This is a genomic window from Rhizobium sp. BK591 (assembly GCF_014195045.1).
Lineage (GTDB): Bacteria > Pseudomonadota > Alphaproteobacteria > Rhizobiales > Rhizobiaceae > Rhizobium > Rhizobium anhuiense.
This window is the reverse complement of record NZ_JACIAZ010000003.1, coordinates 321,931-334,092: the sequence shown is the minus strand read 5'-3', so window position 1 is coordinate 334,092 and position 12,162 is coordinate 321,931. Positions and strand designations below refer to the sequence as shown.

At 61.3% G+C, this 12,162-nt stretch carries 10 protein-coding genes; 3 read left to right on the top strand and 7 right to left on the bottom strand.

Annotation, left to right across the window (positions count from 1 at the left end; translation table 11 throughout):
- Positions 1–10 precede the first annotated feature (10 nt).
- Positions 11–1,267, top strand: a complete 1,257-nt coding sequence (locus tag FHX10_RS14665) for a L,D-transpeptidase family protein (protein ID WP_097543035.1) — start codon at positions 11–13, stop codon at positions 1,265–1,267.
- A gap of 11 nt (positions 1,268–1,278) precedes the next feature.
- On the opposite strand, the gene dnaE is transcribed toward FHX10_RS14665, so the two are convergent.
- The gene (dnaE, locus tag FHX10_RS14660) at positions 1,279–4,776 is read right to left on the bottom strand and encodes a DNA polymerase III subunit alpha (RefSeq protein WP_097543034.1); all 3,498 of its coding nucleotides are present in this window, start codon (positions 4,774–4,776) and stop codon (positions 1,279–1,281) included.
- A 501-nt stretch (positions 4,777–5,277) separates the two neighbouring features.
- On the opposite strand from dnaE, the gene FHX10_RS14655 reads away from it, so the two are divergent.
- Complete coding sequence (locus tag FHX10_RS14655) at positions 5,278–5,742, top strand: DUF5680 domain-containing protein (protein WP_063474312.1); 465 nt, start codon at positions 5,278–5,280, stop codon at positions 5,740–5,742.
- An 8-nt stretch (positions 5,743–5,750) separates the two neighbouring features.
- On the opposite strand, the gene FHX10_RS14650 is transcribed toward FHX10_RS14655, so the two are convergent.
- Genes FHX10_RS14650 through proS form a run of 3 tightly spaced genes read right to left on the bottom strand, consistent with a single transcriptional unit; the run spans position 5,751 to position 9,091 of the window.
- Entirely contained in the window at positions 5,751–6,434 is a 684-nt protein-coding gene (locus FHX10_RS14650) for an ABC transporter ATP-binding protein (protein WP_097543033.1), read from the bottom strand.
- Between the two features lie 14 nt (positions 6,435–6,448).
- Positions 6,449–7,753 carry a lipoprotein-releasing ABC transporter permease subunit gene (locus FHX10_RS14645; protein WP_047616538.1) on the bottom strand — a complete coding sequence of 435 codons (1,305 nt, stop codon included), beginning with the start codon at positions 7,751–7,753 and terminating at the stop codon, positions 6,449–6,451.
- Positions 7,754–7,768: 15 nt separating this feature from the next.
- Positions 7,769–9,091, bottom strand: a complete 1,323-nt coding sequence (gene proS / locus FHX10_RS14640; RefSeq protein WP_047616535.1) for a proline--tRNA ligase — start codon at positions 9,089–9,091, stop codon at positions 7,769–7,771.
- On the opposite strand from proS, the gene FHX10_RS14635 reads away from it, so the two are divergent.
- Positions 9,090–9,242: a hypothetical protein gene (locus tag FHX10_RS14635; protein ID WP_164735936.1), complete on the top strand. Its 153-nt coding sequence runs from the start codon at positions 9,090–9,092 to the stop codon at positions 9,240–9,242. The two genes, proS and FHX10_RS14635, sit on opposite strands and share 2 nt — an antisense overlap.
- Positions 9,243–9,681: 439 nt before the next feature.
- Here the strand turns inward: FHX10_RS14635 and FHX10_RS14630 are convergent, their stop codons facing one another.
- The 3 genes from FHX10_RS14630 to FHX10_RS14620 form a co-directional block, all read right to left on the bottom strand.
- Positions 9,682–9,957 carry a DUF1467 family protein gene (locus tag FHX10_RS14630; RefSeq protein WP_047616533.1) on the bottom strand — a complete coding sequence of 92 codons (276 nt, stop codon included), beginning with the start codon at positions 9,955–9,957 and terminating at the stop codon, positions 9,682–9,684.
- A 113-nt stretch (positions 9,958–10,070) separates the two neighbouring features.
- A complete protein-coding gene (gene mce / locus FHX10_RS14625; protein WP_047616531.1) occupies positions 10,071–10,475 on the bottom strand; it encodes a methylmalonyl-CoA epimerase in 405 nt (134 codons plus the stop codon).
- 2 nt (positions 10,476–10,477) lie between these two features.
- A complete protein-coding gene (locus FHX10_RS14620; RefSeq protein ID WP_047616529.1) occupies positions 10,478–12,148 on the bottom strand; it encodes a ribonuclease J in 1,671 nt (556 codons plus the stop codon).
- Between the last annotated feature and the right edge of the window lie 14 nt (positions 12,149–12,162).

Sequence of the window (12,162 nt, the reverse complement as noted above, 5' to 3'; positions counted from 1 at the left end):
GTTGGGTATCATGTTCTCGCGTCTCGTCTTCGGCCTCGGCTTGCTGTCGGCCACCGCACTCGTGCACCCTGCCCTTGCTGTGGATGCGCGCACGCTGCAGATCATCGTCTCGAAGGACAAGCAGTCGCTTGCGGTCTATGATGGCACCGAGGTCGTCGCGACCTCGAAAGTCTCGACCGGCAAGGACGGCCACACGACGCCGAGCGGCATCTTCTCGGTGCTCGAGAAGCAGAAATACCACGAATCCAATCTCTATTCCAACGCCCCGATGCCGTTCATGCAACGGCTGACCTGGTCCGGCATCGCGCTGCATGAATCGAATTCGGTGCCGCGTTATCCAGCCTCGCATGGCTGCGTGCGTATGCCCGGCGCCTTCGCCAAAATGCTTTATGGCATGACCGACCCCGGTGTTCCCGTCATCATCAGCGACGGCGAAGTCGTGCCGCAGCCGATCGACCACCCGACCCTTTTCCATCCCGACGCACCGGCGGCCATGCCGCTGCTTTCGGATGTGGAGCTGCGGCCCTCCATGCCCGACAGCCCCGGGATACCAGTGCAGGTGGCAATGAACGACACGGCTGCGATGCCGATGCCGGCAATACAGCCGGCCGCAACACCCGAACCCGAACCGCCGTCCGAGCCGATCAGCATGCTGATCACGCGCCGGACGCTGCGCGAGACGGTGATCGACATCCAGACCCTGCTCAACCAGCTCGGCTTTTCCGCCGGCGATCCGGACGGCTTGCTCGGCCCGTCGACCGTGCAGGCGATCAAGGATTTCAGGGCGCTGCGGCCGGCGGAATTTGCCGGCGACAGGAGCCTGGTCTCCGACACGCTCCTCAAGGAAGTCTATGCCGCAACCGGCAAGGGTGCGCCGCCGAATGGTGTCATCATGGTGCGGCAGGCCTTCAAGCCGATCTTCGAAGCGCCGGTGACGATCGCCGATCCGGGCTTGGCGCTCGGCACACATTTCTTCACGCTGCACGCGGTCGATGAAAAGGCCGGTACGGCGGACTGGCTCGGCATCACGCTCGAGAACAATCTCTCCCGCGAGACGATGAAGCGGCTCGGCATCACCAATCAGGAAAGCTCGATCGTCACGGGCAAGCCGATCGCCCGTTCACTCAGCCGCATCACGATCCCCGACGAGACCCGCCGCAGGATCGATGCGCTGATCGCGCCCGGCTCGACGCTGACGATCTCCGATACCGGCCTCGGCCGGGAGACCGGCGAAGGCACGGATTTCATCACGATCACCCGCGGGTGACGCGGGGCTGATCAAACAAGCTCGACGTCGACGACACCGGGGGCGGCGCGAAGGGCGGCGGCGATCTCCGGGGTGATGCGGTATTTCTCCGGCAGCGCCACTTCCACCTCGCGTTTGCCCTCCTCCTTGATGACGATGAAGGAAACGAGGCCGTCGCCCTTGGCGTTCAGATGGCCGGCCACCATCCTGAGCGGCCCGGAATCTCTGACATAGACGCGCAGCGCCTTCTGCATCTGCAGCGACTTTTCCTCCAGCGACTGGATCGTCTGGATGCGCAGGCCGATGCCCTCCGGCCGCTCCTCGCCGGTGGCCGTCAGCACGAAGGATTTTCCCGATTCCAGCACGTCGCGATACTGGTTCAGCATTTCCGAAAACAGCACCGCTTCGAACTGGCCGGAAGAATCCGAAAAGACGATGATGCCCATCTTGTTGCCGGTGCGGGTCTTGCGCTCCTGCTTGGAGATGACGGTGCCGGCAAGCCGGGCATTGGCCGCGCCCTGTTTGATCGCTTGGGAAAATTCGGCAAAGGTCTGCACCCGCATCTTCTGCAGGATGTTGTTGTAGGAATCGAGCGGGTGGGCCGTGAGATAGAAGCCCAGCACCTGGAATTCCTTCAGCAGCCGCTCCGAGGGGAGCCAGGGCGAGAACGGCGGCAGGGAGATTTTCTCAGGTCCCGAGGTCAGCGTGCTGCCGAAAATGTCCGACTGGCCGCTCAGCTTGTTCTCCTGGGCACGCTGGGCATAACCGAGGACGCGGTCGAGGCCGGCGGCTAGCTGGGCGCGGTCCATATCGAAACAATCGAAGGCGCCGGCATAGATCAGGCTTTCGAGCACGCGCCGATTGACCTGGCGCGGATCGATGCGCAGGCAGAAATCCTCGATGCTGGCAAAGGACTTGTCGCCACGCACCTCGACCATATGGTCGACGGCGGATTCGCCGACGCCCTTGAGGGCGGCGAGCGCGTAGTAGATGCGGTTGTCGCCGGTTTCGAAATGGCGGAAGGAGGTCTGCACCGAGGGTGCGATCACCTCGATGCCGAGGCGCTTGGCATCCTGGCGGAAGTCATTGACCTTTTCCGTGTTGGACATGTCGAGCGTCATCGAGGCGGCGAGGAATTCGACCGGATAATGCGCCTTCATGTAGGCCGTCTGGTAGGAGACGATGGCGTAGGCGGCGGCATGCGACTTGTTGAAGCCGTAATTGGCGAACTTCGCCAACAGTTCGAAGATATTGTCGGCCTGCGGCTTCGACACGCCGTTCTTGACGGCGCCGACGACGAAGCGCTCGCGCTGCTGGTCCATCTCGGCCTTGATCTTCTTGCCCATGGCGCGGCGCAGAAGGTCGGCTTCACCCAGCGAATAACCGGACAGGACCTGGGCGATCTGCATCACCTGCTCCTGGTAGACGATGACGCCTTGCGTTTCCTTGAGCAGGTGGTCGATCATCGGATGGATCGATTCCAGCTCTTCGTCACCGTGCTTGCGGGCATTGTAGGTCGGGATGTTCTCCATCGGGCCCGGACGATAGAGCGCCACCAGCGCGATGATGTCCTCGATGCAGTCCGGCTTCATGCCGATCAGCGCCTTGCGCATGCCGGCACTTTCCACCTGGAACACGCCGACCGTTTCACCGCGCGACAGCATCTCGTAGGTCTTCTTGTCGTCGAGAGGAATGGCCGCGAGATCGACCTTGATGCCGAGCTTGGCGACGAAATCGACAGCGACCTTCAGCACCGTCAGCGTCTTCAGACCGAGGAAGTCGAACTTGACCAGGCCGGCCTGCTCGACCCATTTCATGTTGAACTGGGTGACCGGCATATCGGAGCGCGGATCGCGATACATCGGCACCAGCTTGGAAAGCGGGCGGTCGCCGATGACGATGCCGGCGGCATGGGTCGAGGCGTGGCGGTAAAGTCCCTCGATCTTCTGGGCGATATCGAGCAGGCGCGCGACAACCGGTTCCTTAGCCGCCTCCTCCTGCAGCTTCGGCTCCTCTTCGATCGCTTTGGACAGCGGGGTCGGATTGGCCGGGTTGTTCGGCACCAGTTTGCAGATCTTGTCGACCTGGCCGTAAGGCATTTCCAGCACGCGGCCGACGTCGCGAAGGGCGGCGCGCGCCTGCAGCGAACCGAAGGTGATGATCTGCGCCACCTGCTCGCGGCCATACTTGGCCTGGACGTAGCGGATCACCTCTTCGCGGCGGTCCTGGCAGAAGTCGATGTCGAAGTCCGGCATCGAGACGCGTTCGGGATTGAGGAAGCGCTCGAAGAGCAGCGAAAAACGCAAGGGATCGACGTCGGTGATCGTCAAGGCATAGGCGACCAGCGAACCGGCGCCCGAGCCGCGGCCGGGACCGACGGGAATGTCATGCTGCTTGGCCCATTTGATGAAGTCGGCAACGATCAGGAAGTAGCCGGGAAACCGCATGCGTTCGATAACGCTGAGCTCGAAATCCAGCCGCTCGCGATAATCCTTCTCCTCGTAACCCGGCGACATGCCGAGCGTGGCCAGCCGCATGTCCAGCCCTTCGACCGCCTGGCGGCGCAGCTCGCTCGCCTCGGCGCGTTCGGCCTCCTCGGCATCGTCGGTCGCACCGGTGAAGCGCGGCAGGATCGGCTTTCTGGTCTTCAGCACGAAGGAGCAGCGCCTGGCGATCTCGATGGTATTTTCCAGCGCTTCCGGCAGGTCTGCGAAGAGCTTGGCCATCTCGGCCCGGCTCTTCAGATAGTGATCGGGCGTCAGGCGAAAGCGGCTGTCGTCGGAGACGATGGCGTTGTGCGCGACCGCCATCAGCGCATCATGGGCGTCGTAATCGTCGCGCGTCGGAAAGAAGGCCTCGTTGGTCGCAACCAGCGGCAGGTCGTGGGCATAGGCAAGCCCGACAATCTTCTGCTCGTGCCGCTTGTCGTAGGTGCCGTGGCGCTGCAGCTCGACATAGAGCCTGTCGCCGAAGAGACGCTTCAGCAAGAGCAGTCGGGCCTCCGCCTGGGCGGGATGTCCTTCCCTGATCGCCATGTCGACCGGGCCGGTCGGGGCGCCGGTCAATGCGATCAGCCCTTCCGTGCCGGCCTCTTCCAACCAGGAGGCTTTGATATGAACGGCCTGGTTGCTTTCGCCGCCGAGATAGGCCCGGCTGACGAGATCGACGAGCCGTTCGTAGCCGGCATCGGTCGCGGCGAGAAGAACGATCGACGGCAGCTTGACCAGGGCTTGCTGGCCGCCGCGCTTTTCCGTTTCCAACCCATCTCCCATGTCGATCGAGACCTGACAGCCGATGATCGGCTGCAGGCCCTCGTCCATCGCCTTCTGGGAGAATTCGAGGGCGACGAACAGATTGTTGGTGTCGGTGATCGCAATCGCCGGCTGGCTGTCGCCGGTCGCCTTGTAGAGGATCTTCTTCAGCGGCAGAGCGCCCTCGAGAAGCGAATAGGCGGAATGGACCCTCAGGTGGATGAAACCCGGCGTGCCGCCGGTCGCCTCACCCGTTGAACCCTTTGCCGTATCCGCCATGACATGCCTTCCCAATCACCCGAATGAATCGGACGCATTGTCGGCATAGAGGGCGATGATGTCCAGAAGAAGTCCCGCCTCCGGACCGCATGATTGCCATGCGGTCCCCTGAAAACTTTAGATCGCCATCACGATGAGCGAGAAGCTGGCAACGAACATTGCGATGGAGGTAAATGCTGCGATATCACGGATCATGTCAGTCATCGGGCTCTCCTTTACTCGTTATGTTTTCAATTTGTTCCATGTATGTTCCGTTGTCAACAGGAATCTTTTCCTTCTTTCTTGCGTGTGGAAAATCCCGGATGCGCGCGGCGAATCGCACGAACTGGCACTTGTTGTGATCTGGGGCCGCCATGCCCTTGCCCCGCCCCCACAGACCAGACATCGTGTTCGGGCGGCCGCCTTCCCCTCAAAGTGATGCGCTTACTCCACCAGAAGTTCTCTTTTTGTTCTTTACATGTCGCGACCTATTTGCCAGCATCGGGCCGAAGGGAGAACGACATGCTCGACATTGCGATGCTGAATGAATTCATCGTGGAGGCGAAGGCTGCGACCTATGTCGGGGGCGGCGTGCCGCGCGCGCCGTGCCGGCCGGGTTCCCACGATATCGGTTACGAACGCGGTGACTGGCGCTATCTCGACAGCTATTTCGGCGGCACCGATTTCGCCGGGCAGGAAGTGGTGTGGTTTGCCGGAGAGCCCGCCTGGGCGATGAATTATTTCGGCTGCGTCATTGCGCCTGAGCTCATCGACGGCACAGCAGCCGGAGCGGTGATCAAGGCTGCACTTTCGGCGATGTATCGAGAGGGCCGGTTTCTGGACGGCATGGAATTCGATCATCCGTTCGGCCGCTATATCGATAGCAGCGAAGGCGGCTGTGCGCGGTTCACCGGCCATGAATGCATCATGGTCGACGGCCAGAAGGCCTATGCGCTCGATTATCGCGGCGGGCTGGTCATCCCCTGAGCACAGCCTCAGAAATCAACGATCTTGCCGTCGGAGATCGTGACGCGCCGATCCATGCGGCGGGCAAGCTCGTGATTGTGGGTGGCGATCAGGGCGGCAAGGCCGGACTGGCGCACCAGCGCTTCCAGCGCGTCGAAGACGTAGCTTGCCGTTTCCGGGTCGAGATTGCCGGTCGGCTCATCGGCAAGAAGCAGGGTCGGCGCATTGGCGACGGCGCGGGCGATCGCAACGCGCTGCTGCTCGCCTCCGGAAAGCTCGCCCGGGCGGTGCGAACCACGATGGCCGATGCGCATATAATCGAGAAGCTGGGCGGCCCGCTCTCCGGCTTCCTTCCAGGAAAGCCCGGCGATCAGCTGCGGCATCATGATGTTTTCGAGCGCCGAGAATTCCGGCAGCAGGTGGTGGAACTGGTAGACGAACCCGATTTCGCTGCGGCGGATCGCGGTACGTTTATCGTCGCTCAGGCCGTCACAGGCATGGCCATTGATGTTGACTTCACCGCCGTCCGGATGCTCCAGGAGGCCGGCGACATGCAGCAGCGTCGATTTGCCGGTGCCGGAAGGGGCGACGAGAGCGACGATTTCGCCTTTCGATATCGAAAAATCTGCGCCCTTCAGGATCGGGAGCAGCGTATCGCCCTGCCCGTAATGGCGCTCGACGCCGGTAAGCTTGAGAACGACGTTGCGTTTCATGAAGGCGGCATTCCTTATTCGTAGCGCAGGGCCTGCACCGGATCGAGCTTTGAGGCACGCCAGGCGGGGAAAATGGTCGCAATGAAGGACAGCGTCAGCGCCATGACGACGATCGAGATCGTTTCGCTGAGATCCATTTCGGCCGGCAACTGGCTGAGGAAATAGACCTGCGGATTGAAGAGTACGGTGCCTGATATCCAGGAGAAGAACTGGCGGACAGATTCGATGTTGACGCAGACGAGAACGCCGAGCAGAACGCCGGCAATAGTGCCGACGATGCCGATCGCTGCCCCGGTCATGAAGAAGATGCGCATGATCGCACCGGCGGTGGCGCCCATGGTGCGCAGAATGGCGATATCGCTGCCCTTGTCCTTCACCAGCATGATGAGGCCGGAAATGATATTCAGCGCCGCGACAAGCACGATCAGCGTCAAGATCATGAACATGACGTTGCGCTCGACCTGGAGTGCGGAGAAGAAGGTCTGGTTGCGCTGGCGCCAGTCGGTAATGGCGATCTGGCGGCCGGCCGCCTCCTCCACCTTGGGCCTGAGATCGTCGATATCGTCCGGATTGTCGACGAAGAGCTCGATCGACTGCACCAGCCCCTCGGCGTTGAAATAGAGCTGCGCTTCCTCGAGCGGCATGAAGATGATCGAGGAGTCATATTCCGACATGCCGATCTCGAAGAGGCCTGAGATCTTGTAGGACTTGATGCGCGGGCTGACGCCCATCGGCGTGATGTCACCATCTGGCGACGTCAGCGTAATGAGATCGCCGACGCGCAGACCGAGCTGGTCGGCCATGCGGGTGCCGATCAGCACACCGTCGCCGGAGGCATAGCCGACCATATCGCCGGATTTGATGTTGTCGGAGATCGTCTTGAGCTTGGTCAGGTCGTCGGCGCGGGCGCCGCGCACCAGCGCGCCGGTGCTGCCACCGGCCTGGGCGGAAGCGAGCACCTGGCCCTCCACCAAGGGCAGCGCCATCTTGACGCCGGGTACGGCGGCGAGCTTGCCGCTGAGAGCGGGATAATCGGTGAAGGGGCCGTCGACCGGCTGGACGATCATGTGGCCGTTAATGCCGAGAATGCGCGAAACGAGCTCGGTGCGGAAGCCGTTCATAACGGCCATGACGATGATCAACGTCGCAACGCCCAGCATGATGCCGACGAAGGAGAAGCCGGCGATTACCGAGATGAAGGCCTCCTTGCGGCGGGCGCGCAGATAACGCCACGCCACGAGGCGTTCGAAGGTGGAAAATGGCTTGCCAGCCGGACCCAAGCCGGATTTTGAACTCCGGTCCACTGCTGCCTCTGCCATTTCGCCTCCGTTTCCTTAAGCCACGAACCGGTTGATCGCCGCTTCGATGGTCATCGTTTCGCGGGCGCCGGTCTTGCGGTCCTTCACTTCAACTTCGCCGTTGGCGACCGCGCGCGGGCCGGCGATGATCTGGACGGGCACGCCGATCAGGTCGGCGGTCGCGAATTTCGTACCGGCCCGATCGTCGGTATCGTCGTAGAGCACATCCTTGCCGGCCTTGCTCAGCGCGGCATAGATCAGCTCGCAGGTATCGTCGCAGGCCTGATCGCCCGCCTTCATGTTGATCACCACGACATCGAAGGGCGCGACCGATGCCGGCCAGATGATTCCGTTGTCGTCATGCGATGCTTCGATGATGGCGGGAACAAGGCGTGTCGGCCCGATACCATAGGAACCCATGTGGACGAAGTGTTCCTTGCCGTCCGGTCCCTGCACTTTTGCGCCCATCGGCTCGGAATATTTGGTGCCGAAATAGAAGATGTGGCCGACCTCGATACCACGCGCCGAAAGCCGGTCGCCTTCGGGAACGGCGTTGAAAGCCGCCTCATCGTGCATTTCCGAGGTCGCCGCATAGAGCGAGGTCCACTTGTCGAAGATCGCCTGCAGGCCCTCGACGCTGTCGAAATCGGTGTGTTCGCCGGGAATATCGAAACCGACGAAATCCTTGTGGCAGAAGACTTCGGATTCGCCGGTGTCGGCGAGGATGATGAACTCATGGCTGAGATTGCCGCCGATCGGGCCGGTGTCGGCGCGCATCGGAATGGCGCGCAGGCCCAACCGATCGAAGGTTCTGAGATAGGCGGCGAACATCTTATTGTAGGAATGCTCCGCCCCTTCGCGCGTCAGATCGAAGGAATAGGCGTCCTTCATCATGAATTCGCGCGAGCGCATGGTGCCGAAGCGCGGACGGATCTCGTCGCGGAATTTCAGCTGGATGTGATAGAGATTGAGCGGCAGGTCCTTGTAGGATTTGACGGAAGAGCGGAAAATATCCGTTACCATCTCCTCGTTGGTGGGGCCGTAAAGCATCGGCCGATCCTGGCGGTCCTTGATGCGCAGCATCTCCTTGCCGTAGGCGTCATAGCGGCCGCTTTCCTGCCAGAGTTCGGCCGATTGCAGCGTCGGCATCGACAGCTCGATGGCGCCCGCGCGGTTCTGCTCGTCGCGGATAATGGCGTTGACCTTGTCGAGCACGCGCTTGCCGAGCGGCAGCCAGGAATAGATGCCCTGCGACTGCTGACGGATCATGCCGGCGCGCAGCATCAGCCGGTGGGAGACGATTTCCGCCTCCTTGGGATTTTCCTTGAGGATGGGCATGAAAAAGCGAGACAGACGCATGGCGGATTCCGAAGCAGTTGAGATCCCGCAGCAAGCGGAATCGAAGGCAATTGTTGATGTGGGAGCGTTCATAGCCGCTTCGCGGCAGGAAGGAAACCCGCAACGGATGTTGGCAACCTCCCGGAAGCGCATGTTCGCACCCGCAAAATGAACGGGCCAGAAAAAGCGCGTATTTATAAGGACTTGAACGAAAATCTTGTCAACAGAAAAATTTTGCTAGAGTGTAGCAAAAATGCAAAAAAAGCTGATGACAAAGCCCAATGTTTGAGCTAGCTTTAGCTCACAAAACAGGCAGGAAGGATAAATTCTTGCCGAATTCGCGGTCAAGTCTTGGGAGGATCAGATCTTAGGCGCGCTCGTCGCAGCCCCGGCAACGGTTACAGATCACGCGATACTTAAAACAAGGCTTCTAGCCTTGTTTTTTTTTGGCTTTTCGGCTCCCCACCTCATCCACGAAACTCGCAGCTTCCGTAGGGGATGATCCTCATTCCGTTACGTCAGCTCTGTGCCGCAACAGCATGACGCCGGTATGACGAAATTCGCTTTTCAATAGATTTGCATATGCTCAAAGTTTGAGCAAAAGCCACACTTCAATAGAAGCTGGGACCGAGTTGCGGCAGGGCGTCGAAGCCCCAACCGAAATAGGTGTCGCAAACGTACCAGAGGCCGTAGATCACAGCCGAAATCAGCGTCGTCAGCGAAAAGACGAAAGCGGCGCGAAACCGGGCGGGCGCACTCGGAACGGTGCCGAGCACCACATCATTGTCTTCCGCCTGGGTGCGCAGACCGATCGGCAGAACGGCGAAAAGCGTCATCCACCAGATGATGAAGTAGACGGCAAATCCCTGAAGAAAGATCTCGAGCATTATCGGTCCCGTTGATGTCGCGCTGATATCGCGTCCTTATACGGCGGAATGGCGACCAACTCAAAGCGAACGAAGCGTTTAGTCGCCTTCGGGTCACTCTGCCGCAGCAGGAGTCAGGCCTGTTCGAGTTCGATCAGCGTGCCAAAGAAATCCTTGGGATGCAGAAAGAGCACCGGCTTGCCATGCGCGCCGGTCTTCGGCTTGATATCGCCGAGCACTCTGGCACCCGCCTCGACCAGCCGGTCACGGGCGAGAAGAATATCGTCCACCTCGTAGCAGATGTGGTGCATGCCGCCGGACGGGTTCTTTTCGAGGAAGGCTGCGATCGGCGAAGTGTCACCCAGCGGCTGCAACAATTCGACCTTGGTGTTCGGCAGTTCGACGAAGACGACGGTGACGCCGTGCTCCGGCAGAGCCTGCGGCTGCGATACCGCAGCCCCTAGCGTGTCGCGATAGGCGGCCGTCGCCACTGCCAGATCGGGAACGGCGATGGCGATATGGTTGACCCGGCCGAGCATGATCAGACCTTGGTGACGAAGGCGGTGACGACGGGCTTCTTACCCCAGGCGTGATTGGCGGCCGAGCGGATGGCGCGGCGCACGGCCTCCTGCAGCATGTCGATATCCTTGCGGCGGGCGCGCGGAATGCTTTCGATGGCGCTGACCGCCGCGTCGAACAGCGTATCTTCCATCTCCTCGCCCTCGTCGTCATAGACCGGCAGGCCGATCGACACGAGATCGGGATCGCCGACGATGTCATAGCGGGCGTCGAGCACGACGTTGACGGCGACATGGCCGACATAGGAGAGCTTCTTGCGCTCGCCGATGCCCATCTCGTCGAAATCGCCGATCAGCGTGCCGTCCTTATAGATGCGGCCATGCGGCGCTTCGCCGATCACCTCGACGGGACCGGGCGCCAGTCGCAGGATATCGCCGTTGCGCACCCGCGGAACGATCGCGATCCCGGATTGCTCGGCCAATTCCTTGTGCGCCGTCAGATGCGTCGCCTCGCCATGCACCGGCACGACGATCTTCGGCCGCGTCCACTCATACATCCGCTGCAACTCGTTGCGGCGGGGATGGCCGGACACGTGGACCAGCGCCTCGGTATCGGTGATGATGTGCACGCCCTGCTCGACGAGGCCGTTCTTGATATCCTGGATCGCCTTCTCGTTGCCGGGAATGGCGCGCGAGGAAAAGACGACGATATCGCCTGCCGCAAAGGCCACATTGCGCATTTCGTCGCGGGAGAGCTTGGCAAGGGCTGCCCGTGCCTCGCCCTGGCTGCCGGTCAGGATGACGACGACCTTATCGCGCGGGATATAACCGTATTCCTCCTCGGAGATGAAGGGCTTCACGCCTTCCATCAGGCCGATATCCTGGGCGACATCGACGACGCGCTTCAGCGAGCTGCCGAGCAGCAGCACTTCGCGACCGGCCGCCTCGGCGGCCTCGGCAACGGTACGGATGCGCCCGACATTCGACGAGAAGGTGGTGATCGCCACCCTGCCCTCGGCATTCTCGATGATCTTGCGCAGGCTTTCGGACACATCCTTCTCGGAGGGCGAAACACCGTCGCGCAGCGCATTGGTGGAATCGCACATCAGCGCCAGAACGCCCTCGTCGCCGAGCTGGCGGAAACGTGTCTCGTCGGTCAGCGGCCCGAGCGAAGGCTCGTGGTCGATCTTCCAGTCGCCGGTATGGATGACATTGCCGACCGGCGTGCGGATCATCAGCGACATAGGCTCGGGGATCGAATGGTTGACGGCCACGCCTTCGATGCTGAAGGGGCCGACATTGATCGTATCGCCCGCCTTGAACGGCGTCACCGGCACTTCGCCGATCGTCGCCTTCTCGAAATTGCGCTTGGCTTCGAGCAGACCCGCGGTAAAGCCCGACGCATAGACCGGCACATTGAGGCCGGGCCAGAGATCGGCCAGCGCGCCGTAATGGTCTTCATGCGCGTGGGTGATGATGATCGCCTTGAGGTTCTTCCGCTCGCTGGCGAGGAAGCGGATATCGGGCAGCACGAGGTCGACGCCCGGCAGGTCGGGCCCGGGAAAGGTGACGCCGCAATCGACCATGATCCACTGGCGATGCTCGGGCGGGCCGTAGCCATAAAGAGCGAGATTCATGCCAATCTCGCCAACGCCGCCCAGAGGCAGGAATACCAGTTCGTCCTGTTTCGCCATAATTTTCGTTTGTT

What these genes read in the sequence shown, in the direction of transcription:
- FHX10_RS14655 (WP_063474312.1), top strand. Translation starts at nt 5,278, where the DNA reads ATGCTCGACATTGCGATGCTGAATGAATTCATCGTGGAGGCGAAGGCT.
- proS (WP_047616535.1), bottom strand. Translation starts at nt 9,091, where the DNA reads ATGCGTCTGTCTCGCTTTTTCATGCCCATCCTCAAGGAAAATCCCAAG.
- FHX10_RS14665 (WP_097543035.1), top strand. Translation starts at nt 11, where the DNA reads ATGTTCTCGCGTCTCGTCTTCGGCCTCGGCTTGCTGTCGGCCACCGCA.
- FHX10_RS14630 (WP_047616533.1), bottom strand. Translation starts at nt 9,957, where the DNA reads ATGCTCGAGATCTTTCTTCAGGGATTTGCCGTCTACTTCATCATCTGG.
- FHX10_RS14620 (WP_047616529.1), bottom strand. Translation starts at nt 12,148, where the DNA reads ATGGCGAAACAGGACGAACTGGTATTCCTGCCTCTGGGCGGCGTTGGC.
- FHX10_RS14645 (WP_047616538.1), bottom strand. Translation starts at nt 7,753, where the DNA reads ATGGCAGAGGCAGCAGTGGACCGGAGTTCAAAATCCGGCTTGGGTCCG.
- FHX10_RS14650 (WP_097543033.1), bottom strand. Translation starts at nt 6,434, where the DNA reads ATGAAACGCAACGTCGTTCTCAAGCTTACCGGCGTCGAGCGCCATTAC.
- FHX10_RS14635 (WP_164735936.1), top strand. Translation starts at nt 9,090, where the DNA reads ATGGCGGATTCCGAAGCAGTTGAGATCCCGCAGCAAGCGGAATCGAAG.
- dnaE (WP_097543034.1), bottom strand. Translation starts at nt 4,776, where the DNA reads ATGGCGGATACGGCAAAGGGTTCAACGGGTGAGGCGACCGGCGGCACG.
- mce (WP_047616531.1), bottom strand. Translation starts at nt 10,475, where the DNA reads ATGCTCGGCCGGGTCAACCATATCGCCATCGCCGTTCCCGATCTGGCA.